General features: G+C 74.2%; 21 protein-coding genes and 1 riboswitch. Of the genes, 11 read left to right on the top strand and 10 right to left on the bottom strand.

The features are described 5' to 3' along the window. The first annotated feature begins 21 nt into the window (after positions 1 to 21). Both ACIRVF_RS09920 and ACIRVF_RS09915 read left to right on the top strand, forming a co-directional pair. Entirely contained in the window at positions 22 to 1,371 is a 1,350-nt protein-coding gene (locus ACIRVF_RS09920) for a class II 3-deoxy-7-phosphoheptulonate synthase (RefSeq protein WP_402815801.1), read from the top strand. A gap of 161 nt (positions 1,372 to 1,532) precedes the next feature. Beyond that, positions 1,533 to 1,841, top strand: coding sequence for a bacterioferritin-associated ferredoxin (locus tag ACIRVF_RS09915; RefSeq protein ID WP_402815800.1), 309 nt, complete (start codon positions 1,533 to 1,535; stop codon positions 1,839 to 1,841). A 110-nt stretch (positions 1,842 to 1,951) separates the two neighbouring features. Here ACIRVF_RS09915 and bfr read toward each other — a convergent pair whose 3' ends face one another. After that, the gene (gene bfr / locus ACIRVF_RS09910) at positions 1,952 to 2,431 is read right to left on the bottom strand and encodes a bacterioferritin (RefSeq protein ID WP_045692153.1); all 480 of its coding nucleotides are present in this window, start codon (positions 2,429 to 2,431) and stop codon (positions 1,952 to 1,954) included. 242 nt (positions 2,432 to 2,673) lie between these two features. On the opposite strand from bfr, the gene ACIRVF_RS09905 reads away from it, so the two are divergent. Continuing rightward, positions 2,674 to 3,303 (top strand): sulfite oxidase-like oxidoreductase, encoded by a 630-nt coding sequence (locus ACIRVF_RS09905; RefSeq protein ID WP_402815799.1) that lies wholly within the window; start codon positions 2,674 to 2,676, stop codon positions 3,301 to 3,303. Between the two features lie 13 nt (positions 3,304 to 3,316). Here the strand turns inward: ACIRVF_RS09905 and pknB are convergent, their stop codons facing one another. The 4 genes from pknB to thiO form a co-directional block, all read right to left on the bottom strand. Continuing rightward, positions 3,317 to 5,098: a Stk1 family PASTA domain-containing Ser/Thr kinase gene (gene pknB, locus ACIRVF_RS09900; protein WP_402816250.1), complete on the bottom strand. Its 1,782-nt coding sequence runs from the start codon at positions 5,096 to 5,098 to the stop codon at positions 3,317 to 3,319. Positions 5,099 to 5,177: 79 nt separating this feature from the next. Then, positions 5,178 to 5,984, bottom strand: coding sequence for a thiazole synthase (locus ACIRVF_RS09895; RefSeq protein WP_402815798.1), 807 nt, complete (start codon positions 5,982 to 5,984; stop codon positions 5,178 to 5,180). Between the two features lie 3 nt (positions 5,985 to 5,987). Continuing rightward, on the bottom strand, positions 5,988 to 6,227 hold the full coding sequence (gene thiS / locus ACIRVF_RS09890) for a sulfur carrier protein ThiS (RefSeq protein ID WP_402815797.1): 240 nt from the start codon (positions 6,225 to 6,227) through the stop codon (positions 5,988 to 5,990). Then, positions 6,224 to 7,399: a glycine oxidase ThiO gene (gene thiO / locus ACIRVF_RS09885; RefSeq protein WP_402815796.1), complete on the bottom strand. Its 1,176-nt coding sequence runs from the start codon at positions 7,397 to 7,399 to the stop codon at positions 6,224 to 6,226. The genes thiS and thiO overlap by 4 nt, the downstream gene beginning before the upstream one ends. 3 nt (positions 7,400 to 7,402) lie before the next feature. Further along, positions 7,403 to 7,515, bottom strand: a riboswitch (TPP riboswitch). Positions 7,516 to 7,618: 103 nt separating this feature from the next. Between thiO and ACIRVF_RS09880 the strand changes: the two genes are divergently transcribed. From ACIRVF_RS09880 to thiE, 3 genes are read left to right on the top strand one after another with little or no spacing between them, the layout of a single operon-like run. Continuing rightward, positions 7,619 to 8,827: an NAD(P)/FAD-dependent oxidoreductase gene (locus ACIRVF_RS09880; protein WP_402815795.1), complete on the top strand. Its 1,209-nt coding sequence runs from the start codon at positions 7,619 to 7,621 to the stop codon at positions 8,825 to 8,827. 33 nt (positions 8,828 to 8,860) lie between these two features. Then, positions 8,861 to 9,226 carry an Rv2175c family DNA-binding protein gene (locus ACIRVF_RS09875; RefSeq protein WP_402815794.1) on the top strand — a complete coding sequence of 122 codons (366 nt, stop codon included), beginning with the start codon at positions 8,861 to 8,863 and terminating at the stop codon, positions 9,224 to 9,226. After that, a complete protein-coding gene (gene thiE / locus ACIRVF_RS09870) occupies positions 9,226 to 9,876 on the top strand; it encodes a thiamine phosphate synthase (RefSeq protein WP_402815793.1) in 651 nt (216 codons plus the stop codon). Before ACIRVF_RS09875 ends, thiE begins: the two co-directional genes overlap by 1 nt. Before the next feature lie 36 nt (positions 9,877 to 9,912). On the opposite strand, the gene ACIRVF_RS09865 is transcribed toward thiE, so the two are convergent. Then, positions 9,913 to 11,019, bottom strand: coding sequence for a polyprenyl synthetase family protein (locus ACIRVF_RS09865; RefSeq protein ID WP_402815792.1), 1,107 nt, complete (start codon positions 11,017 to 11,019; stop codon positions 9,913 to 9,915). 184 nt (positions 11,020 to 11,203) lie between these two features. On the opposite strand from ACIRVF_RS09865, the gene metF reads away from it, so the two are divergent. Both metF and ACIRVF_RS09855 read left to right on the top strand, forming a co-directional pair. After that, entirely contained in the window at positions 11,204 to 12,121 is a 918-nt protein-coding gene (gene metF / locus ACIRVF_RS09860) for a methylenetetrahydrofolate reductase [NAD(P)H] (RefSeq protein ID WP_402815791.1), read from the top strand. Positions 12,122 to 12,305: 184 nt separating this feature from the next. Further along, the gene (locus tag ACIRVF_RS09855; protein WP_402815790.1) at positions 12,306 to 13,193 is read left to right on the top strand and encodes a hypothetical protein; all 888 of its coding nucleotides are present in this window, start codon (positions 12,306 to 12,308) and stop codon (positions 13,191 to 13,193) included. Between the two features lie 22 nt (positions 13,194 to 13,215). On the opposite strand, the gene ACIRVF_RS09850 is transcribed toward ACIRVF_RS09855, so the two are convergent. Together ACIRVF_RS09850 and ACIRVF_RS09845 are read right to left on the bottom strand one after the other, a co-directional pair. Then, positions 13,216 to 14,715, bottom strand: a complete 1,500-nt coding sequence (locus tag ACIRVF_RS09850; RefSeq protein WP_402815789.1) for a phytoene desaturase family protein — start codon at positions 14,713 to 14,715, stop codon at positions 13,216 to 13,218. An 11-nt stretch (positions 14,716 to 14,726) separates the two neighbouring features. Then, positions 14,727 to 15,344: a DUF4126 domain-containing protein gene (locus ACIRVF_RS09845; RefSeq protein ID WP_402815788.1), complete on the bottom strand. Its 618-nt coding sequence runs from the start codon at positions 15,342 to 15,344 to the stop codon at positions 14,727 to 14,729. A 577-nt stretch (positions 15,345 to 15,921) separates the two neighbouring features. Between ACIRVF_RS09845 and ACIRVF_RS09840 the strand changes: the two genes are divergently transcribed. From ACIRVF_RS09840 to ACIRVF_RS09830, 3 genes are all read left to right on the top strand, one after another. After that, complete coding sequence (locus ACIRVF_RS09840; protein WP_402815787.1) at positions 15,922 to 16,503, top strand: SAV_6107 family HEPN domain-containing protein; 582 nt, start codon at positions 15,922 to 15,924, stop codon at positions 16,501 to 16,503. Between the two features lie 45 nt (positions 16,504 to 16,548). Beyond that, a complete protein-coding gene (locus tag ACIRVF_RS09835) occupies positions 16,549 to 17,301 on the top strand; it encodes a methyltransferase domain-containing protein (protein ID WP_402815786.1) in 753 nt (250 codons plus the stop codon). Between the two features lie 453 nt (positions 17,302 to 17,754). Beyond that, a complete protein-coding gene (locus tag ACIRVF_RS09830; RefSeq protein WP_402815785.1) occupies positions 17,755 to 18,144 on the top strand; it encodes a DUF3040 domain-containing protein in 390 nt (129 codons plus the stop codon). Positions 18,145 to 18,280: 136 nt separating this feature from the next. Here the strand turns inward: ACIRVF_RS09830 and ACIRVF_RS09825 are convergent, their stop codons facing one another. Both ACIRVF_RS09825 and ACIRVF_RS09820 read right to left on the bottom strand, forming a co-directional pair. Continuing rightward, positions 18,281 to 20,719, bottom strand: a complete 2,439-nt coding sequence (locus ACIRVF_RS09825) for a transglutaminaseTgpA domain-containing protein (RefSeq protein WP_402815784.1) — start codon at positions 20,717 to 20,719, stop codon at positions 18,281 to 18,283. After that, positions 20,716 to 22,038, bottom strand: coding sequence for a DUF58 domain-containing protein (locus ACIRVF_RS09820; protein WP_402815783.1), 1,323 nt, complete (start codon positions 22,036 to 22,038; stop codon positions 20,716 to 20,718). Before ACIRVF_RS09820 ends, ACIRVF_RS09825 begins: the two co-directional genes overlap by 4 nt.

Raw genomic sequence — 22,038 nt, 5'->3', positions numbered from 1 at the left:
GGGACCCCGTAGCCTTACCGTGTGACCGCTACGACTGAGACAACGAGGACCGGCCACTCCTGGCAGTCCCTGCCCGCGGCGCAGCAGCCTGAATGGCCGGACCAAGAGGCTCTGCGCAAGACCCTTGCTGAGCTCGCCTCCTATCCGCCGCTCGTCTTCGCCGGCGAGTGCGACCAGCTGCGCGCCCGGCTCGGAGCCGTGGCGCGCGGGGAGGCGTTCCTCCTGCAGGGCGGCGACTGCGCCGAGGCCTTCGACGGCGTCTCGGCGGAGCACATCCGGAACAAGCTGAAGACCCTGCTGCAGATGGCGGCCGTGCTGACGTACGCCGCCTCGGTGCCGGTCGTGAAGGTCGGCCGGATCGCCGGCCAGTACTCCAAGCCGCGCTCGAAGTCGACCGAGACCCGGGACGGCGTGACCCTGCCGGTCTACCGCGGCGACTCGGTGAACGGCTTCGAGTTCACCCCGGAGTCCCGGATCCCGGACCCGGAGCGCCTGAAGCGGATGTACAACGCGTCCGCCGCGACGCTGAACCTGGTGCGCGCCTTCACCACCGGTGGTTACGCGGACCTGCGCCAGGTGCACGCCTGGAACCAGGACTTCGTGCGCAACTCGCCGGCCGGCCAGCGCTACGAGCAGCTCGCCCGGGAGATCGACAACGCCCTGGCGTTCATGAACGCCTGCGGTGTGGCGCCGGAGGAGTTCAAGACCGTCGAGTTCTTCTCCTCGCACGAGGCGCTGATCCTCGACTACGAGACCGCGCTGACCCGCGTGGACTCGCGCACCGGCGACCTGTACGACGTCTCCGGCCACATGGTGTGGATCGGTGAGCGGACCCGGCAGCTGGACCACGCGCACATCGAGTTCGCCTCCAGGATCCGCAACCCGATCGGGGTCAAGCTGGGCCCGACCACCTCGGTGGACGAGGCGCTCACCCTGATCGAGAAGCTGGACCCGGAGCGCGAGCCCGGACGCCTGACCTTCATCACCCGGATGGGCGCGGGCAAGATCCGCGACCACCTGCCCACCCTGGTGGACAAGGTCACCGCTTCCGGCGCCAAGCCGGTGTGGATCTGCGACCCGATGCACGGCAACACCTTCGAGGCCTCCAGCGGTCACAAGACCCGCCGCTTCGACGACGTGCTGGACGAGGTCAAGGGCTTCTTCGAGGTGCACCGCTCGCTCGGCACCCACCCGGGCGGCATCCACGTGGAGCTGACCGGCGACGACGTCACCGAGTGCGTCGGCGGTGGCGACGAGGTGCTGGTCGACGACCTGCACCAGCGCTACGAGACGGCCTGCGACCCGCGGCTCAACCGCAGTCAGTCGCTGGACCTGGCGTTCCTGGTGGCGGAGATGTACCGCGGCCAGTGATGCGTCGGCCCTGATGTGACGAAGGCCCCTCCGGTTTCGAAGCCGGAGGGGCTTCTTCGTGCCCGGGTCGCCGGGTAAGGTGAGGCTTAGTGAACTAAGGCGAGCCTTAGTCAAGATCCACTCCGCGCTTCACCTGCGCCGCACCCCCGGGAGAGACCGCGATGTACGTGTGCATGTGCCATGCGGTCACCGAGGACCAGGTGAAGAAGGCGATCGACGGGGGCGCCGGTACCCCGCGCCAGATAGCCAAGGGCTGCAAGGCCGGCACGGACTGCGGGTCCTGCGTCCGCCGGATCCAGGCGCTGCTCGGCGAGCACGGTGCCCGGCCCTGCCCGACCGCCCGGCTGGCCGCCAAGCTCGGCCTCGCCGACCCGGAGGCCCAGGACGTTCCGCTGCCGGCCGCTCCGAAGCCGGGCCCGACGGCTCCGCCGGGCCCGGTCGCGCCGGTGATCCCGCTGCGGGTGGCCTGAGCCGGAGCCGTTCCAGGACTGCCGTTCCAGGACTGCCGTTCCAGGACTGCCGTTCCAGGGCTGCCGTTCCAGGGCTGCCGTTCCAGGGCTGCCGTTCCAGGACTGCCCTTCTAGGACTCCGGCTGCTCGATCAGCTGGGCGATGTAGAGCGCCTCGCCGAGCTTCTCCAGGAGCTCCAGCTGCGTGTCGAGGTAGTCGATGTGGTGCTCCTCGTCGGCCAGGATGTCCTCGAAGATGTTCGCCGAGGTGACGTCGTTCTTGGCCCGCATCACCACGATCCCGCGCTTGAGCCGGTCGATCGCCTCGACCTCGATCTGGCGGTCCGCCTCGAACATCTCCTTGACCGTCTGGCCGATCCGGACGTGGAACAGCCGCTGGTAGTTGGGCAGCCCCTCCAGGAACAGGATCCGGTCGGTGAGGGTCTCGGCGTGCTTCATCTCGTCGAAGGACTCGTGCCGGGTGTACTTGGCGAGCTTCGTCCAGCCGAAGTTCTCCTGCATCTTGGCGTGCAGGAAGTACTGGTTGATCGCGGTGAGCTCGGCCGTGAGCTGCTCGTTGAGGAACTCGATGACCTCCGGGTCGCCCTGCATGGTGCTGCCTCCCTGCGTTACGTCCTGCGGTGAGTCCTGCGGTGAGTCCTGCGCTGGGCATCCTGGCACCGTATCGGCAGGAAATTCCAGTAAGTTCACACTCACTAGGACATGTGTCGGAATATCCGATTTGGGTGGAGATTCGGGGGTGTGCGATCGACCGTTGGCCCGTACGGGCGGGGCGCGAACCGGGGCCAAGGGGCGCACGTCGGGGCTCGCCCGCCGTCTGTCACCATGGAGCCATGGGTCAGTCCGAAAGAGAACCGCTTCCGCCGTCTGACCCGAGGCTCCCCCCGGGACAGCGCGTGCAGCGCGGCTGGCCCGCCCTGCACTACGGGCCGGTGCCCCGCTTCAAACCGCTGACCTGGGACCTCCAGGTGTTCGGCGCCACCGCCTCGGCCGAGAAGCACAGCTGGGACTTCGAGGAGTTCAACGCCCTGCCGCGCACCACCGTCGTCGCGGACCTGCACTGCGTCACCAAGTTCTCCGTGCTCGGCAACGAGTGGACGGGCGTGCCCGCGGGCCTGCTGCTCGACCTGGTGCCCCCGGCACCCGGCGTCACCCACGTCATGGTCTGGGCCGAGTACGGCTACAGCGCCAACCTGCGGCTGGCCGACTTCGCCGACGCCCGCACCCTGCTCGCCACCCACCGCAACGGCGAGGCACTGACCGCCGAGCACGGCTTCCCCGTGCGGCTGGTGGTGCCGAGGCTGTACGCCTGGAAGGGCCCCAAGTGGGTGCGGGCGGTCGAGTACATGCGGGCCGACCGGCGCGGCTTCTGGGAGGAACGCGGCTACCACAACCTCGCCGACCCGTGGCGCGAGCAGCGCTACTCCTACCAGGAGGAGCCGGGCGACGGGCCGCTGCGCTGAGCCCCCGAACCCGCTAGAACAGCGAGAAGTTGACCGTCACCACGGTCTTCTGCGGGCGCCGCTCGCCGGCCGCCGGGGACTGGCTGCTCACCTTGCCCATGCCGAGCGTCCAGTCGGTGGAGGCCTTCATGGTGAAGCCCGCCGCCTGCAGCGCCTTCTGCGCGTCGTCCCGGCCCATCCCGGTGACGTCCGGGACCGGCACCATGCCCTTGCTGACCACCAGCGAGACCGCGGCGTTCTCCTGCAGCATCTGCCCGGCGGCCGGCGCAGTGCTGATCACCGAGCCCTCCGGCACGGTGTCGTTGTAGGCCTGGGTCACCGTGCCCCTGGTCAGCTGGGCGGCGGCCAGCGCGGCGGCCGCGTCGTCCGCGCTCTTGCCGGTCAGGTCCGGCACCGCGATCCGCTTGGGGCCCTTGGAGACGGTGACCGTCACCGAGTCGCTCTTGCGGGTGCGCGCGCCGACCCCGGGGTCGGTGGAGATCACCTGCCCGGCCGGGACGGACTCGCTGAACGCCTCGACGAACCTGCCGTGCATGCCCGCGTCGTCCAGGATCCGCTGGGCCTCGCCCCGGTCCTTGCCGAGCACGCCCGGCACCGATCCGTACAGCCCCTCGGAGATCCCGTAGGTGGCGCCGCCGACCGCCAGCACCAGGGCGGTCAGCGCGGCCGCCCAGATCAGCGGCTTGCGGGGGAGGCGGCGCAGCCGGCCCGGCCGCTTCACCCGGACCGGGGTCGGCTCGTCGTACGGGCGGGGCTCGGCGAGCAGCTGGTCCATCACCTCCGCCGGTACGTCCAGCACGCTGGTGCGCTCCGGCGCGGGGGCGGCGTCGGCGGGTCGGGGTAGCGGCTCGATCACCGAGGTCGGCTCGTTGGTCGGGTAGCGCGGGCTGGGCCGGGTGGAGGCCGGCGGTTCGGCGTCCAGCTCGGCCGGGGTGAGGGCGCGGCGCACCCGCTGGAGGGCGGCGAGCAGTTCCACCGCGTCGTACGGGCGGGCGTCGACGACCCGGGCGCAGGCGCCGGCCACTATGGCGTCCAGCGCGGGGGCGACGGCGGGGGCGGCCAGCGAGGGGGCGGGGACGTCCTCGTGCAGGTGCTTGTACATGACCTGGACGGGGTTGTCGCCGGTGTGCGGACGGCGGCCGGTGAGCATCTCGTACAGCAGGATGCCGGACGCGTAGACGTCGACCCGCTGGTCGGTGGGGGCGTCCGGGAGGATCTGCTCGGGGGCCAGATAGGAGACGGTGCCCATGACGGTGCCGCCGGTGGCGGTGCTGGTCGAGGTGGGGGCGCCGTCGGCGCTGCCGAGCACCCGGACCAGGCCGAAGTCGGCGACCTTGACCAGGCCGCTCTCGGTGATCAGCACGTTCTCCGGTTTGACGTCCCGGTGGACCAGCCCGGCGCGGTGGGCGGCGCCGAGGGCGGCGAGCACCGGCTCCAGGACGTCCAGCGCGGCCCGCGCCGACAGCGCGCCGCGGTCGCGCAACAGGTCGCGCAGGGTGCGGCCGGGCACGTACTCCATGGCGAGGAAAACGTTTCCGCCGTCCGCGCCCTGGTCGAAGACGTTGACCACGTTGGGGTGGGTGAGCTTGGCGACCGCCTTGGCCTCGCGGATGAAGCGGGCGGTGAAGCCCTCGTCCCCGGCCAGCTGGGGGTGCATCACCTTGAGGGCGACCACCCGGTCCAGCCGGGTGTCGGTGCCCTTGTAGACGGTGGACATCCCGCCGGTCGCGATGCGCTGCTCGACCCGGTACCGGTTGTCGAGCAGGGTACCGATCAGAGGGTCGTGCAATGCCATGTCCACCCGGGGGAGTCTAGTGGGGCGGGCGGACGCCGGTCCCGGAGGACACCGCTCCGGGACCGGCTTGTGACATGCCCTACACGGACCCGAAGGCGGGCCGCTCCCGGGTGTCCAGGTCGGCGCGGCCGGCCATCGCGGAGGAGGCCTCGGCGTGGAAGCGGCGCGGGATTCGGCCGGCCCGGTGGGCGAGCCGGCCCGCCTCGGCGGCGTGCCGCATCGCCTCGGCCATCAGCACCGGGTCCTGAGCCCGCGTCACCGCGGAGGCGAGCATCACCGCCGAGCAGCCCAGCTCCATCGCCAGCGCGACGTCGGAGGCGGTGCCGGCGCCCGCGTCCAGGATCACCGGGACTCCCGCACCCTCCACGATCAGCTGGAAGTTGTGCGGGTTGCGGATGCCCAGGCCGGAGCCGATCGGCGAGCCCAGCGGCATGATCGCCGCGCAGCCGACGTCCTCCAGCTTGCGGGCCAGCACCGGGTCGTCGTTGGTGTAGGGGAGCACCGTGAACCCGTCGTCGACCAACGTCTCGGCGGCGTCCAGCAGTTCGATCGGGTCGGGCAGCAGGGTGCGCTCGTCGGCGATCACCTCCAGCTTCACCCAGTCGGTGCCGAGCGCCTCGCGGGCCAGCCGGGCGGTCAGCACGGCCTCTCCGGCGGTGAAGCAGCCGGCCGTGTTGGGCAGGACGCGGATGCCGTTGCGCGTCAGCACGTCCAGGACGGAGCCCTGGGTGGTGGCGTCGACCCGGCGCATGGCCACGGTGGTCAGCTCGGTGCCGGAGGCGAGCAGGGCGCGCTCCAGGACCTCCAGGCTCGGCGCGCCGCCGGTGCCCATGATCAGTCGGGAGGAGAAGGTCGTCCCGGCGATGGTGAGAAGGTCGTCGGCCATGGTTCAGCCTCCCTGGACAGCGGTGAGGATCTCGATCCGGTCGCCGCTGTTCAGCGGCGTCGCGGGCCACGAACTGCGCGGCACCACGGCCTCGTTGAGGGCGGCGGCGACACCGGTGTTGGCGGCGCTGACGGTGGCCACCAGCTCGGCGAGGGTGGTGGCGGCGGGCAGCCGGCGGGGCTCGCCGTTGACGGTCAGGGCGATCTCGGTCGGGGTGCTCTCGGTCGGGGTGCTCTCGGTCATGCGGAGGCCTTCGTGGTGGGGGCGTCGGGGGAGAACCGGGTGGGCGTGAACGGCCTTGCCAGCTCGGGGACTTCGCCGGTCGTCAGGTAGTCGGCGAGCAGGTCGGCGGTCACCGGGGTGAGCAGCACGCCGTTGCGGTAGTGGCCGGTGGCGGCGACCAGTCCGGGCAGCGGGGTAGGGCCCAGCAGCGGGGCGTTGTCCGGCGAGCCGGGGCGCAGCCCGGCCGCCGTCTCCCGCAGCGGGAGTTCGGTGATGCCCGGGACCAACTCGTGGGCGTCGCGCAGGAGTTCGTACACCCCGCCGGCGGTGACGGTGGTGTCGTAGCCCTGCTCCTCGGTGGTCGCGCCGATGACCAGCTCGCCGTTCTCCCGGGGCACCAGGTAGAGGTGCTGGCCGCGCACCACCGCGCGGACGTTGCGGGAGAGGAACGGCCGGTAGGCGTCGGGGACCTGGAGGCGCAGCACCTGCCCCTTCACCGGGCGGACCGGGGGCAGCGCCCCCTCGGGCAGGCCCGGCAGCCGGTGGCTGTGCGGCCCGGCGGCCAGGACGACCTGCTCGGCGGTCACGGTCTCGTCGGTGCTCAGCCGGGCCCCGACCGCGCGGCCGTTCTCGACCAGCAGCTCGACGGCCTCGGCCCGGTGCAGCAGGACGCCGGCCCGCTCGCAGGCGGCGACGAGGGCGGTGAGCAGCCGGCGGGGGTCCACCTGGTGGTCGTCCGCGACGTGCAGGCCGCCGCGCACACCGGGGGCGAGCATCGGCTCCAGCTTGCGGGCCTCCCGGCCGGTGAGCCAGCTGGAGTCCAGGCCCAGCCGCTGGTGGAAGGCGTGCAGTTCGCGCAGTTCCTCGCGGTCGTCGGAGTCCAGCGCGACGGCGATGGTGCCGCAGCGGCGGTAGCCGGTGTCCAGGCCGCCGGCGGCCTCGGTGAGCTCGGCGGCGAAGGTCCCGTACCGCTGGTTGGAGGCCATCCCGAGGTGCAGCAGCGGCTCCTCGCCGTACTGCAGCTCGGTGACCGGGGCGAGCATCCCGGCCGCGACCCCGGCCGCGCCCCCGCCGTGGCCGGGGTCGACCACGATCACGTTCCGCGGCCCGCGCTGTGCGGTGCGCCAGGCGACGGCGAGGCCGATGACGCCCCCGCCGATCACCAGCACGTCGGCGCGGCTGTCCGTTGGCAAGCGTGACAAAGCTGCTCTTCTCCCTTCGCCGGTATGACCCGGATCAGGTTCGGACGGTCGCGGGCCGTGCCAGCCCGCCTCTCAGCCCGGTTCGCCGGGCTCCCGTGTGGTGCCCCCACCTTAACGCCGGGGGTCGGCCCGGCCGAAGGGCCGTACGAGGAGCGGACGAGGGCCGGACGGCCGCCCGGGCCCGCCCGGCCGGTGAGTACAGTGACGGGCGTGGCAGAGCTGAGCGGAACGGACCAGGTGGTCGTCGTCGTCGGAGCCGGGCTGGCCGGGGCGCAGTGCGCCCTGAAGCTGCGGCAGGGCGGCTGGCGGGGGCGGATCGCCCTGGTCGGCGAGGAACCGCACGCCCCGTACGACCGGCCGCCGCTCTCCAAGGACGTGCTGCGCGGCAAGGCCGACGCCACCACCCTGGACATCGACTACGAGGGGCTCGGCATCGAGCTGCTCGCCGGCCGCCGCGCCACCGGCCTCACCCCCGGCGTGCTGCACACCGACGGCGGCGACCTCCGGTACGACTCCCTGGTGATCGCCACCGGCGCCGTCCCGCGCGTCCTGCCCGGGGCCGAGCGCGCCCACCTGCTGCACACCCTGGACGACGCCCTGGCGCTGCGCGCGCTGCTGCGCCCCGGCCTGCGGCTGGTGCTGGTCGGGGCGGGCTGGATCGGCGCCGAGGTGGCCACCGCCGCGCGGCAGGCCGGCTGCGAGGTCACCGTGGTCGAGGCCGGTCCGGCGCCGGTACCGGGTGCGCTGCCGACCGAGGTCGGCGCGGCGATGGCCGCCTGGTACGCCGAGGCCGGGGTCGACCTGCGCTGCGGCGTCGGCGTGGCCGCCGTCGAGCCCGGGGCGGTGCTGCTCGCGGACGGCTCCCACCTGCCCGCCGACGAGGTGGTGGTCGGCGTCGGCGCCCGCCCCGCGACCGGCTGGCTGGCCGGCTCGGGCGTCGAGCTGGACGCCGCCGGCGCGGTGGTGGTGGACGGGCGGCTGCGCACCGGCCTGCCCGGGGTGTTCGCGGCCGGGGACTGCGTCAGCTACCCGTCGGCCCGCTCCGGCGCCCGGCTGGCCGTCCAGCACTGGGACCACGCGCTGCAGTCGGGCGGGGCCGCGGCCCTCGCCGTGCTCGGGGCGGACGCGCCGTACGACCCGGTGCCGTACTTCTGGTCCGAGCAGTTCGGGCGGATGGTCCAGTACGCGGGCCGGCACGCCGAGGGCGACGAACTGCTGTGGCGCGGCAGCCCGCGGGACGCCGCCTGGTCGGTGCTGTGGCTGCGCGACGGGGTGCCCAGCGCGCTGCTCGCGGTGGACCGGCCGCGCGACCTCACCCAGGGCCGGAAGCTGATCGAGCGCGGGGCGGCGGTGGACCCGGCCCTGGCGGCGGACCCGTCGGTCGCGCTCAAGGCAGCGCTCAGGGGGGCCACCGCTTAGCGCCGGGCCGCGCCGAGGTGGCAGTCTGGTGGCGTGAGCGAGATCGAAAGCAAGATTGAAGCCCTGGTCCCCGAGTGGATGTACCTCCCCGACATCTCCGAGCAGTGGGGGGTGCTGGTCACCGAGGTCCGGAACATGGTCAAGAGGGGCGAGCTGATCGCCGTCCGGCGGGGGCCGAACAAGTCGCTGCAGATCCCTGCGGCGTTCATCGACGGCCCGGGGTTGGTCAAGCACCTGCCCGGCACCCTGACCGTGCTGCGCGACTGCGGGTACAACGACGTGGAGATCCTGGAGTGGCTCTTCACCGAGGACCCGTCGCTGCCCGGCAGCCCGATCCAGGCACTGCGGGAGAACCGTGGCACCGAGGTCAAGCGTCGCGCCCAGGCGATGCTGATCTGATGGCGACGGACACGCTGCGCGCCCGCCTGGCCGACGCCCGGCTCTACCTGTGCACCGACGCCCGGCGCGAGCAGGGCGACCTGGCCGAGTTCCTGGACACGGCGCTGGCCGGCGGGGTGGACATCGTCCAGCTCCGCGACAAGGGCCTGGAGGCCAAGCAGGAGCTGGCGGCGCTGGAGGTCTTCGCCGACGCCTGCCGCCGTCACGGCAAGCTGCTGTCCGTCAACGACCGTGCCGACGTCGCCCACGCGGCCCGGCCGGACGTGCTGCACCTCGGCCAGGACGACCTGCCGGTGCCGGCCGCCCGGGCGATCCTCGGCGAGGACGTGCTGATCGGACGCTCCTGCCACGCCGAGTCCGAGGTGGACGCGGCGGTCGCCGAGCCGGGCGTGGACTACTTCTGCACCGGCCCGGTCTGGCCGACCCCGACCAAGCCGGGCCGCCCGGCGCCGGGCCTCGGCCTGGTCTCGTACGCGGCGAAGCAGGTCACCGACCGGCCGTGGTTCGCGATCGGCGGGATCGACCTCGGCAACGTGGACGAGGTGCTGGCCGCCGGCGCCCGCCGGATCGTCGTGGTCCGGGCCATCACGGCGGCGGAGGACCCGCGGGCCGCCGCCGCCGAGCTCGCCCGCCGGGTGCGCGCGGCCTGACGTCCTTCCCCGGACCGCCTTCCGGGGCCGTCGCCGTCAGTACTTGCGGACGGTGGCGGCCTCGGCCAGCGCCAGCAGCACCGTACGGGCCTGCTCGTCGGCGAGCGGCGCCGCCGCCAGTGCGGCCAGCGACTGGCCCATCAGCTCCTCGATCCGCCGCTCCACCAGCTCGGGCGCACCGCTGCGGGCGATCAGCTCGCGCAACTCGGCGACCTCCTCGGCGGCCAGGTCCGGCGCGCCGAGCCGGGCGTCGAGGTGCCGGGCGTCGGCCTGGGGCAGGCCGCGCATCGCGTGGGCGACGAGCAGGGTGCGCTTGCCCTCGCGCAGGTCGTCCCCGGCGGGCTTGCCGGTGACGGCCGGGTCCCCGAAGACGCCGAGCAGGTCGTCCCGCAGCTGGAAGGCCTCGCCCAGTGGCAGCCCGAACGCCCCGAGCGCCTCGACCAGCTCCGGCCCGGCCCCGGCGAGCAGGGCACCGACCTGCAGCGGCCGCTCGATGGTGTACTTCGCCGACTTGTAGTGCAGGACGGTCCGGGCCCGCTCCAGCGCGCCCTCGTCGGCCGAGTCGCCGGCCACCGGCTCCAGCACGTCCAGGTACTGGCCGAGCATGACCTCGGTGCGCATCAGGTCGAACACCGGCTTGGCAGCCAGCACGGCGGCCGGGTCCAGCCCCGAGCGCAGGAACAGCTCGTCGCACCAGATCAGCAGCAGGTCGCCGAGCAGCACCGCGGCCGAGGCGCCGTACTGCTCGCGGTCGCCGCGCCAGCCGTTGTCCCGGTGCAGCGCCTCGAAGCGGCGGTGGACCGAGGGCAGGCCGCGGCGGGTGTCGCTGCGGTCCATCAGGTCGTCGTGCACCAGCGCGCTGGCCTGCAGCAGCTCCAGCGCGGCGGCCGCGGTGGCGATCCCCCCGTCCCCGGCCGGGCCGCCGGCGGCGCGCCAGCCCCAGTAGCAGAAGGCCGGGCGCAGCCGCTTGCCGCCGTCCAGCAGGAAGTCGCGCAGGGCGTCGGCGGCGGGCACCAGCTGCGGCGAGATCTTGCCGAGCAGCGCGGACCGGTCGTCCATGAACACGGCGAGGGCGGCGTTGACGCGGGTGCGGACGTCCTCCACGTCAATGGGGTTGGCCGGCCGGTTGCTGGACGAGGTCACGATGAGGCTCCGCTGGTTCGCTGGGGGTGCAGCAAGCGTAGCGGGGCAGCCGGGAACGGGCGTGCGAGCGGGCCGGTGGGGGCCCGAGGGGCCGGCGGGACGGAAGCGGAAGGCGGTCCATTACTTGTCCCGAATCGTGGAATCGGGTTGTCCGGCCCCTTCGGGGGCCGGATAACCTGCCAGCATGGCACTCGGCATCGCTTCCACGAGATCGGACCGCGCACTCACGGTCCGCGAGCTCCTGGCGGCCGGAAAGCGCTCCTTCTCCTTCGAGTTCATGCCGCCCCGGACCGAGGTCGGCGAGCAGAAGCTCTGGGACGCCATCCGTCGACTCGAACCGCTGGACCCGAACTTCGTCTGCATGACGTACGGCGCCGGCGGCTCCTCGCGCGAGCGCACCGTCAACATGGTCGGCCGGATCGCCACCGAGACCACCCTCACCCCGGTCGCCCACCTGACCGCGGTGGACCACTCGGTCGCCGAACTGCGCAACATCATCGGCCAGTACGCCGACCAGGGCGTACGGAACGTTCTCGCGGTCCGGGGCGACCCGCCCGGTGACCCGATGGGCGAATGGGTCCGCCACCCGGACGGCGTCACCTACGCGTACGAGCTGGTGGAGCTGATCAGGGGCATCGGCGACTTCTGCGTCGGCGTCGCGGCCTCGCCCAACATGCACCCGCGCTCGACCGACTGGGACGAGGACATCCGGCACTTCATCGCCAAGGTCCGCTCCGGCGCCGACTACGCGATCACCCAGATGTTCTTCGAGGTGGACGACTACCTGCGGTTCCGCGACCGGGTCACCGCGGCGGGCTGCGAGACGCCGATCATCCCGGAGATCATGCCGGTCACCAACGCCAAGCAGCTGGAGCGCTTCCCCCAGCTCAGCGGCTCGGCCTTCCCGGCCGACCTGGAGGCCCGGCTGCGGGCCGTCGTCGACGACCCGGCGGCGCTGCGGGCGGTCGGCATGGAGCACGCCACCGCGATGGCCGAACGGCTGCTCGCCGAGGGTGCGCCCGGCCTGCACTTCATCACGCTCAACCACTCGACGGCGACGCTGGAGATCTACCAGAACCTGGGGCTGCACCAGCGCCCGTAGGGCGTGTCGCACACGACTCGGCACGGCGTTCACGAGCCCGTCACCGTTCCGCGGTGGCGGGCTCGGTCGTGTGCGCCCCGTGCCGCAGACGGCGGGAACGCGATGCGGTACCCCGGCCGTTGAACCGGTACAGTCGCCGCACACGCGCGGCGCGCGCGGGCACGCGACTGGAGGTAGCGCGCGGATGGGCATCGGATACCTGCTGCTGTACGTCGCGTTGACGGTGGTGGCGCTCTGGCTGGTGGCCGAGGTGCTGCTGCAGAACCGGGCGCCGCTGCACTGGCGGGTGCTCGCCCTGGCCGGCTTCCTCGGCGTGGCCGTCGGGATGGGCCTCGGCTCGGTCGTGGTGATCGGCGCCGGAGCGGGCCTGTTCGCGGTCGGCCAGGCCTTCGTGACGCTGTCGGTCAAGAAGGGCTACCAGAACGGCTGGTCCCTGCGGAAGGCCGACGGCAGCCTGCCCGGCCCGCTCGCCAAGGTGCCCCTGCTCGGCGCCCTGACCGGCGGCGCGGCGGTCGCGGCCGTCGCGGCGGCGGAGGAGAAGCGGGTCGGCGAGGTCAGCGCGGTCGAGGAGGCTCCGACCCCGGGCGCGGCGCCCGCCGAGCAGCCGGAACCGGAGCCGTTCGCCGAGGAGGTCCCGGCGGTCGAGCAGACCGCCGCCTTCGAGATGCAGGAGCTGGCCCAGGACGGCGTCTACGCCCCGGCCTACTACGAGCAGCAGCAGGCCCAGCAGCCGCAGGACCCGTACGCCCCGGCCTACGAGTCCGGCTACGACCAGCAGCAGTGGCAGACCCAGCAGCAGCCCGCCTACGCCTACGACCAGCAGGACCCCTACGGCGGCTACGCCCAGCAGCAGGACCCGTACGGCGGCTACCAGCAGCAGCCCCAGGACCCGTACCAGGGCTACCCGCAGCAGGCCTGGGACCCGAACGCCCAGCAGCAGCACCAGCAGCACGAGCAGCACCAGCAGTGGCAGCCCCAGCCCGACCAGCAGGGCCACGGCATCCCGCAGCAGCCGGTCTACGACCAGAGCGGCTACGGCTACCAGCAGCAGAACACCTGGCACCAGGGCTGAGGCCCGGGCGCCGCCCGGGCGCTCAGGCCGGGCCGATGAGGTTGGCCGTGATGCAGGCCGACATGCCGACCCGGGCGAGCCCGCCGCCCGGGTGGGCGGCGCCGCCGATCAGGTAGTAGCCCGGGTACTCCTCGGTGGCGGCCTGGAGGTAGGCGCCGCGGGCGCCCGGCAGAGCCGGGCGGGGGACGGCGCCGTGGAGGGAGCCGTGCTCGCGCCGGGTGTCGGCCGGGGTGCGGACCACCCGCCACAGCACGCGCTCACCGAGGCCGAGGCCGGCCGCGTCCGCGTGGGCGAGCATCCGGTCGGCGAAGCGGTCGGCGGCGCCGGGGGCCGACCAGTCGTGCGCCCCGGTGGAGGGGACGGTCGCGGTCAGGACGGCGGTGTGGTGGCCCGCCGGGTACAGCGAGGGGTCGTCCGGCCGGAGCACCTGGACGGTCGGGCGTTCGGCGAGCGGGGCGCCGCGGTCGAAGATCCCGGCCCGTTCGGCCGCCGGGTCGGCGGCGTGGACGACGGTGCGGTGCACGGTGCCCGCCGGGCGCTCCCCGCGCAGGGCCAGCAGCACCACGACCCGGCCGGGGACGTCGTCGGCGCGGTGAGCCGAGGCCGGCCGGTCGTCCGGGGTCCCGGCGGTGCCGGTCAGCTCGTGGAAGCGCACGTCGGCGTCCAGGGCGGAGATCACGACGTCCGCCTCGACCGGGCCGGCGGTGGTGCCGATCCCGCGGGCGCGCCCGTCCGCGGTGAGCACCTCCTCGCACCGGGTGTCGAAGCGGAACTCGACCTTGCGCTGCTCGCAGCGGCGGTACACCGCGTCCGCCAGCGCGCGCAGACCGCCCTTGAGGTACCAGACGCCGAAGGACTGCTCCATGTACGGGAGCACGGTGGCCGATGCCGGGGTGCTGCGCGGGTCGAAGCCGAAGCGCAGCGCGTGCTCGGCCAGCAGGGCGGTCAGGCCCGGGTGGCCGCCGAGTTCCCGGGCGGCGACGTCGGAGAGCGTCCAGCGGCCGGTGGGCCGCAGCCGGGCCAGGCCCCGCCGGGGCGGCACGGGGTACGGGTCGGTGTGCAGCGGCGTTGGGTCGGCCGGGAGCGGCTCCTCCAGCAGCGGACGGCGGGTGGCCTCCCAGACCGTCCGGCCGCGGTTGATCATCGCGTTCCAGCGCTCGCCCGAACCGGACCCGAAGGCGGCGTCCAGGGCCTGGCCCACGCCGCCCCGGGAGGCGTTGGGCAGGGCGAGGTCGCCGCCGTCCGGGAACAGGTGCCGGCTCTCCGGGTCGACCGGCGCCAGGTCGACCAGATCCTCCAGCGGCTCCCGGCCGGTCTTCAGCGCGAGGTCGCGGTAGACCGCCGGAAGGGTGAGCAGGCCGGGCCCGGTGTCGAAGGCGAACCCGTCGCGCTCGTACCGGCCGACCATGCCGCCGTACGTGCCGCTCGCCTCGCAGACCGTCACCCGGTGGCCCAGGGTGGCCAGCCGGGAGGCCGCCGCGAGCCCGCTCATTCCTGCGCCGATGATGACGATCCGTGCCATGGCACCCGATCCTAGGCCCGACCTGCAAAAGCCCCCTCAGCGGCCGCCCCGGCCGCCCTGCGTTCGCGGCGGCGGGCCCGGAACGCCCGGATCCGGCTGATCACCAGCCGGACCAGCAGCAGGCCGATCGCCAGCAGCACCGCGGCGATCGAGGCGGCCGCCCACGGGTGGAAGATCGCCAGGGTGACCAGGCCGGCCACCGAGAGGTCCTCCAGCAGGCTGACCACGATGTTGCTGGCCGGTTCGGGTGAGGTGTTGACGGCCATCCGCAGCGAGGCCTTGACCAGGTGGGTGACCAGCGCGGTGGTGCCGCCCATCGCCCCGGCCGCGACCTCGCTGAGCGAACCCGGGTCGTTGCCCGCGATCAGCACGCCGACCACGGCGCCGGCGATCGGCCGGATCACCGTGTGCACGGCGTCCCAGACGGTGTCCACGTACGGGATCTTGTCGGCGACCGCCTCCAGCAGGAACAGCACGGCCGCCGCGATCAGCACGTCGGTGCGCTCCAGCGCGTGCGGCACCGACTCCGCCCCGGCGAACCGGCCCAGCAGGCCGAGCAGCAGCACCACCGCGTACGCGTTGATGCCGCTGGCCAGTCCGCTGGTGAAGATCAGCGGCAGGACCGTCATCGCGTCCCCCTCCTCGCTCTCCCGGGTCCTCCGACCCCGGCCGGGACCGCCCGGCCCCGCCGTACCGTACCGGGACCCGGGACGTCGCGGGCCACCGCCGCGGTTCCGCGCCCGGCGGGACCGGGGCCGACTGAGTACGGGTACTCAGATCCGCGGTTGAGTACGTCAGCGGATGGCCTCCGACCTGCTGGGACGGGAGAGTGGTGGCACCCGGGAGGACGGCGCGTCGGGCGCCGCCCTCCCGAGTGGCGGATCCGTCCGCCCCCCGGCCGGGAGGGCCTGGGGCGGCGGCCGGGATCCGCGAACGGGCGCCGGTCTCGGGCCCCGCACCGCCGGCACGGGGCGGCGGAGCGGGCCGGGGGGAGGCCGGTCACCGAACGGGGGAGAACGGGGGGAGTTCGCCACCGCCGCCCGGTGGGGGGTGGGCGGGGCGACGGCAGACGGCGGCGGCGCGGACCGGGGGGACCGCGACCGCCGCCGGTACGCCCGTTCCCGGGGCCGGATTGTCAGTGGTGCGGTTCACGATGGGGGAGCACGGACCACCCGGTCCGCGCGCTGCCTCGGAACGGGGGAGACCATGACCATCAGCCATCCTGAGCCCGTCACCGCCCGCCTCCACTCCGCCGCCCTTCCGCACGTCCCCGGGGCCGCCGGTGGCCGCCCCGCCGGGCGGGACGTCCACCCGGTGCTGCGCCGGATCGCCGCGCCGCCCGCCGCCCTCGACCTGCTCGCCGACGCCCACCGCACGCTGGCCCGCGCCCGCGAGCTGGAGGACCCGCTGGAGCGCTACGCCACCGCCCACCTGGCCGCGCTGCGCACGGTGGCGGCCGTGCTGGCCGTCCGCGGGCGGCCGGAGAAGAACCCGCGGCGGCGCAAGGCCATCCGCAGCGCCTGGGAGGTGCTGCCCGAGGTGGCCCCCGAACTGGCCGAATGGGCGGTCTACTACGGCGCCGGCGCCCGCCGCCGGGCCGCCGCCGAGGCCGGGATCCGGGGCGCCGCCTCGGCCCGCGACGCGGACGACCTGATCCGCAACTCGGCCCTGTTCCTGCGCCTGGTCGAGCGCCTGCTCGGCCTGCGCCCGGCCCCGCCCGCCCCCCGCCTGCCGCTCGACGGCGGGGAGCCGGGCGGCGCGGGCGAAGCCGCCACCGGTCAGGCATAAGGTGGAGGCAACCTGATCGATCTGCACGTGCCGAGGAGCCCCGCCTTGTACCCGACGCGTCCCCGCAGCGCCCTGCGTACCGCCGTGGTGTGGGAGGTGGTGCGGACAGCCCTGGAGAAGCGGGCCGCCGAGCTGGACCAGCCGGTGCTGGACGTGGTCGACACCGGCGGCGGCACCGGCAACTTCGCCGTGCCGGTGGCCAAGCTCGGCCACCGGGTCACCGTGGTCGACCCGAGCCCGGACGCGCTGTTCGCGCTGGAGCGCCGGGCCGCCGAGGCCGGGGTGACGGACCTGGTCCGGGCCGTCCAGGGCGACACCCAGACGCTGCCCGAGCTGGTCGCTCCCGGCACCGTGGACGCGGTGCTCTGCCACGGCGTGCTGGAGGTCGTGGACGACCCGGCCGAGTCGCTGGGCAGCCTGGCCGCCACCCTGCGCAAGGGCGGCCTGGTGAGCCTGCTGGCCGCCAACCGCAACGGCGCGGTGCTGGCCCGCGCGCTGGCCGGCCACTTCAACGAGGCCCGCACGGTGCTCTCCGCCGTCGACGGCCGCTGGGGCGAGCAGGACCCGATGCCGCGCCGCTTCACCGGTGAGGAGCTGGGCCGGCTGGCCGAGGGCGCGGGCCTGCGGGTGGAGTCGGTGCACGGGGTCCGGGTCTTCGCCGACCTGGTGCCCGGGGTCCTGGTGGACACCGAGCCGGGCGCGATGGAGGCGCTGCTGAAGCTGGAGGAGGCCGCCGCCGCGCAGCCCGCCTTCCACGCCGTGGCCACCCAGCTGCACCTGCTGGCCACCCTGGTCTGAGGCCGCCTCCCGGAGCGGACCGGAGCACTCCGCGGCACCCCGGATCCCCCGCCCGCCGCCGGACGGTTCGCACACCGTACGGCGGCGGTTCGCTTCCCGGACGGCCGTCGGCCCCCCGCTCCTCGCCCGGGTGCGCTCGCCGAGCTGCCCAGGTCCGGGCCGATTCCATCGGCTCGGGCACTTGTCCGAGTCGTCCGGCGTTGAGCGGGGTGCGGTACCGGCCGCCCGAAGTGGCCCGGCCCACGCGGCGCAGACCACTCCGTTACGGGTCCACGGACCGTATGATCTGGGTAAAGCCGGAAAGCATGACAGCCGGACGCGTGGGGCATATGGACGACACGGGCCGGGTCCCCCACACGGGCGTCCGACCGTGTGCCCAAGGCTGATTGGACTGGCCTCCCCGACCGGGGTGGCGGACCGGTCGCACCCGCGACCGACGAGTAGGAGGACTCCGTGCCGCTCTCGGAGCACGAGCAGCGACTGCTCGACCAGATGGAGCGAGCGCTGTATGCCGAAGATCCCAAATTCGCGTCGGCGCTTGAGGGAACCGGGCTGCGCACCTACACCCGTCGGCGGGTCTACCTGGCCGTCGCCGGATTCGTGGTGGGGATCGGCCTGCTGATGGGCGGCATGGTCGTTCCGGACCAGATCTGGGTCAGCGTCGTGGGGTTCCTGGTGATGCTCGGGTGCGCGGTGTTCGCCGTGACCGGCTGGCGTCGCGGGCCCGCGGGCCAGGGCTCCGGCCCCCGCCAGGCCGCCGCCCCGCGCCGCAGGGCCGGGATGATGGACCGGGTGGAGCAGCGCTGGCAGCGCCGCCGGGACGAGCAGACCGGCGGCCTCTGAGCCCTACCGGTCAGGGCCGGGAACACCAGCCGGCCCGGGACCGACCCGGAACCACGTCGGGACCGCCGAGGACCGTTGCGAACGAGAGCCGGGGCGGGCAGTCGATCGACTGCCCGCCCCGGCTCTCGGCGTCCCGTCAGGCCTCGGGGCCGGACCGCTCGCGCCGGGTGAACAGCCGCCGCACCGGGCCGGTGACCGCGTCGACGGCCCGTCCGGTGCGGGTGGCGACGGCCGTCCGGGCCGACCGCACCGCGTCCGCGATCCGCCACCACAGCTGGGCCGAGGACGGCGGCAGCAGCAGCGCCCGGATCCGGCCGCGCCGGCCGGCGTCGGCCTGGAGGGCGCGCCGGGCGGTGCGGACGTCGGCGGCCAGCGGTGCCGTGGTGACCTGCCCGGCCGGGGCGTAGAGCACGCGCTCGGTGGCCAGCGCCAGTCGCCCGGCGGCGGCCGCCGCCTCCGGGTCCAGGTGCGCCGTCTCGGTGATCCGGCGGGCGGCCGAGCGCGGGGTGCGTGACTCGTCCGGGGGAATCCCGAGGTCCCAGGCGGAGTCGACCAGCTCGTCCCAGGCGGCCAGCACCTGGGCGTCGGTGAGTTCGGTCGGGCCGTCCCCGCCGGGTCGGCGCCGCCCGCCGCCGCCGAGCCGGCGACGGCGCACGGCGGTGCGCCAGAACATCGGGACGAGCAGCAGGGCGATCAGTGCCAGCACCGCGGCCAGGGTGCCGAGCACCTGCCCGGACAGCAGCCAGGACTCCTCGGCGGCCTGGCTGACGGCCTTGCCCTTGGGACCGCAGTCGCCCAGCTGGCGCTGCTTGGCGGTGCAGTCCGAACTGCTGGACGGCGCCGGGGCGGCGGCCGCGCTGGTCGCCGCGACGGTCGGCTGCTGGGTGGGCGCCGTGGTCGGGACGCTGGACGCCTCGGTGTACCGGGCCGGGACGCCCCGGCTCGGGGTCGGTTCGAAGCGCAGCCAGCCGTAGCCCGAGAAGTACAGCTCGGGCCAGGCGTGGTACATCCGGCCGGTGACCGAGTAGATCTTGCCGTCCTTGGTGTCGCCGGGGGTGAAGCCGACCGCGACCCGGGCCGGGATCTTCAGCACCCGGGCCATCGCCGCCATCGTCGAGGCGAAGTGCACGCAGAAGCCCCGGCGGTCGCGCAGGAAGACCGCGATCGCGTTGCTGCCGGTGCCGCCCTCGACCGAGGTGTCGTACTTGAACTCCGGGCCGGTGAACCAGTTCACCAGCGCCGTCGCCCGGTCGTAGTCGGTGCGGGCGTTGGCGGTGACCGCCCTGGCCTGGTCCGCGACCACCGACGGCAGGTCGGAGGGGAGGGCCGTGTAGTGCTCCCGGATGTCCTGGGGCGCGAGCGGCGCGGTGCGCAGCTCGTCGGCGGTGGGCCGCAGGTCCAGCGCGCTGACCTGGTAATGCAGCCCGCGGATCGCCTTGTCGTTGACCGGCACGACGGTGCGGGTCAACGGGTCGAGCTTCCACTCGTTGCGGTTGGGGAGCGTGACCGAGGCGGCCGGGTACGGCATCGGCAGCCAGCTCTTCTCCAGCTGGTCGCTGACCGTGAAGTCGCCGTTGATCCGGGGGACGTTGGGGTCGTGCAGGCCCTCGGGGGCGGGCAGGGTGACCGGGAGGTCGCTGACCACGGGGCTGCTGAGCTTCCAGTTGGTGCCGTCGAACTGGTCCAGCGAGCCGGTGCGCAGGTAGGTCTGCTCGGCGAGGTCGCTGTCCAGGGTGTAGGTGAGCAGCTCGTTGTTGCTCGGCTTGGTGATCGCGGACTCCAGGCTGACCATCGGGTCGAGGCTGGTCGCCACGCTGCCCCCGGTGCCGCTGCCGGACGACCCGCCGGAGCCGGAGTCCAGCAGACCGAGGTCCCAGCGCGGCAGGAAGACCGGCAGCAGCATCGCCAGCGCCAGCGCCAGGACGCCGACCTGCTGGCCGCCCAGGCTGACGTGGTGGGAGGTGACCGTGCCGCGCGCACCCCCGCGGAAGACCCGGCCCCAGCGGGAGACCCGGTCCTGGCCCTCGGCGAACAGCAGCGCCAGGTAGCCGGCCGCGGCGAGGCAGAACCAGACCCAGCTGCCGTGCTCCGCGGCCAGGGCGTTGCCGATCGAGAACAGCGCCAGCAGCGGCAGCCCGGCCAGCGCCGCGCGCCGGTAGGTCACCGCGATGGTGTCCACCAGTACGGCGATCAGGCCGACCGCCGAGACCAGGATCAGCCGCAGGCCCGCCGTCGGCGGGGCCGGGATGGCGTACTGCCCGATGTCGTCGATGCCGGAGGAGAACACCCGGCCCAGCACGCGCAGCGCGTTCGCCCCGGGCAGCACGCCCGCGGTCATCCCGGAGCCGGCGAAGCCGATCAGCATCAGCAGGAGCAGCACCAGCAGCTGAACCACCGGCACCGACCAGCGGTACAGCGGGGAGCGGCGCATGCCCACGCCGACGGCCGAGATCACCCCGATGACGAGGACGGCGTGGGTGAGCCAGCTGCGGGTGGTCAGCAGCGGCAGCATGCACAGCGAGGCGAGGGTGGTGGCCAGCGCCGAGTAGACGGTCAGTTTGGCCCGGGTGGTCACGCGCCGGCCTCTTCTCGGTAGGGGGCGGTGGTCTTGGCGCCGTCGGCGGCCCGCCACAGGTCCGGCAGGGAGTCGCCGGCCCGGACCGGCAGGACCGTCCAGCCGGCCGCGCGCAGCTCCCGCACCCGGTCGCGGAACGGGTCGCCGCCGGTGTCGGGGGCGATCATCCGCAGGCCCGCCCAGGTGCCGGTGTCGAGGAGGAGGGCGATGGCCCCGCCGGTGCGGCTGCGCAGCCGGGCCAGCCGCGCGGCCTGGGCCTGGTCCAGGTCGCCGAGGACGGCGACCAGCAGTCCCTCGCCGCCGGCCCGCAGCGGCTCCTCGGCGCGGGAGAGCCCGGCGCCCTCGGACAGGTCGGCGACCGCCAGGGCGTCCAGGATCAGCCCGGAGGTGTCGGCGGCGAGGTTCTGGCCGCCGGCGCCGGGCCCGGGCACCGACTGGCCGGTGTCGGTGAGCAGCTGGGTCTGGTAGCCGCGCTCCAGCAGGTGCACGGCGACGGACGCGGCGCAGCTGACCGCCCACTCGAAGGAGGAGGCCGGGCCGCTGCCCCGGTGGCCCACCTCGCGGGTGTCCAGCAGGACGGTGGCGCGGGCCTTCTGCGGCTGCTCCTCGCGGCGCACCATCAGCTCGCCGTACCGGGCGGTGGAGCGCCAGTGCACCCGGCGCAGGTCGTCGCCGGGCCGGTACTCGCGCAGGATCACGTCGTCGTCCCCGGCCAGCGCCAGCGTACGGGCGTGGTTCTCGCCCTGGCCGATCCACTCGCCGGTCAGCCGCACCTGCGGCAGCGTCTGCACCTGGGGGACGACGGTGAGCACGTCGGAGGCGGCAAAGCCGCGGTTGACCTCGCACATCCCGAACGGGTCGGACAGCCGCAGCTGCAGCGGCCCGAGCGGGTAGCGGCCGCGCAGGTCGGAGCGGACCCGGTAGGAGACCTCGCGGAAGCCGCGCGGCTCGACCCGGTCCAGTACGAAGCGCGGGCGCGGCCCGAGCACGTACGGGACCTTGTCCTCCAGGAGCAGCAGCCCGGTGGGCACCCGGGAGACGTTGTCCACCCGCAGGTGGACCCGGGCCTCCTGGCCGGCGATCGCCCGGTGCGGGCTGAGCCGGCGTCCGCTGGCCACCCGGTAGCGGGTGTTGGCGACCACCAGGGCGGCGGCCAGCGGCAGCGCGGCGAGCAGCACGCCGACCCGCAGCAGCGCGTCCTGGTCGAGCACGTAGGCGCAGACCACCGCGGTCAGCCCGGCCGCCAGGAAGGAGCGGCCCCGGGTGGTGAGGCCGCGCAGTCCGTCCCGCAGTCCGCCGGGCCGGTCGGATGGGGCCAC

The sequence above is a fragment of the Kitasatospora sp. NPDC101157 genome (genome assembly GCF_044768255.1).
Taxonomy (GTDB): domain Bacteria; phylum Actinomycetota; class Actinomycetes; order Streptomycetales; family Streptomycetaceae; genus Kitasatospora.
Note: the sequence above shows the minus strand (reverse complement) of the source record. Positions and strands in the feature narration are given on the sequence as shown.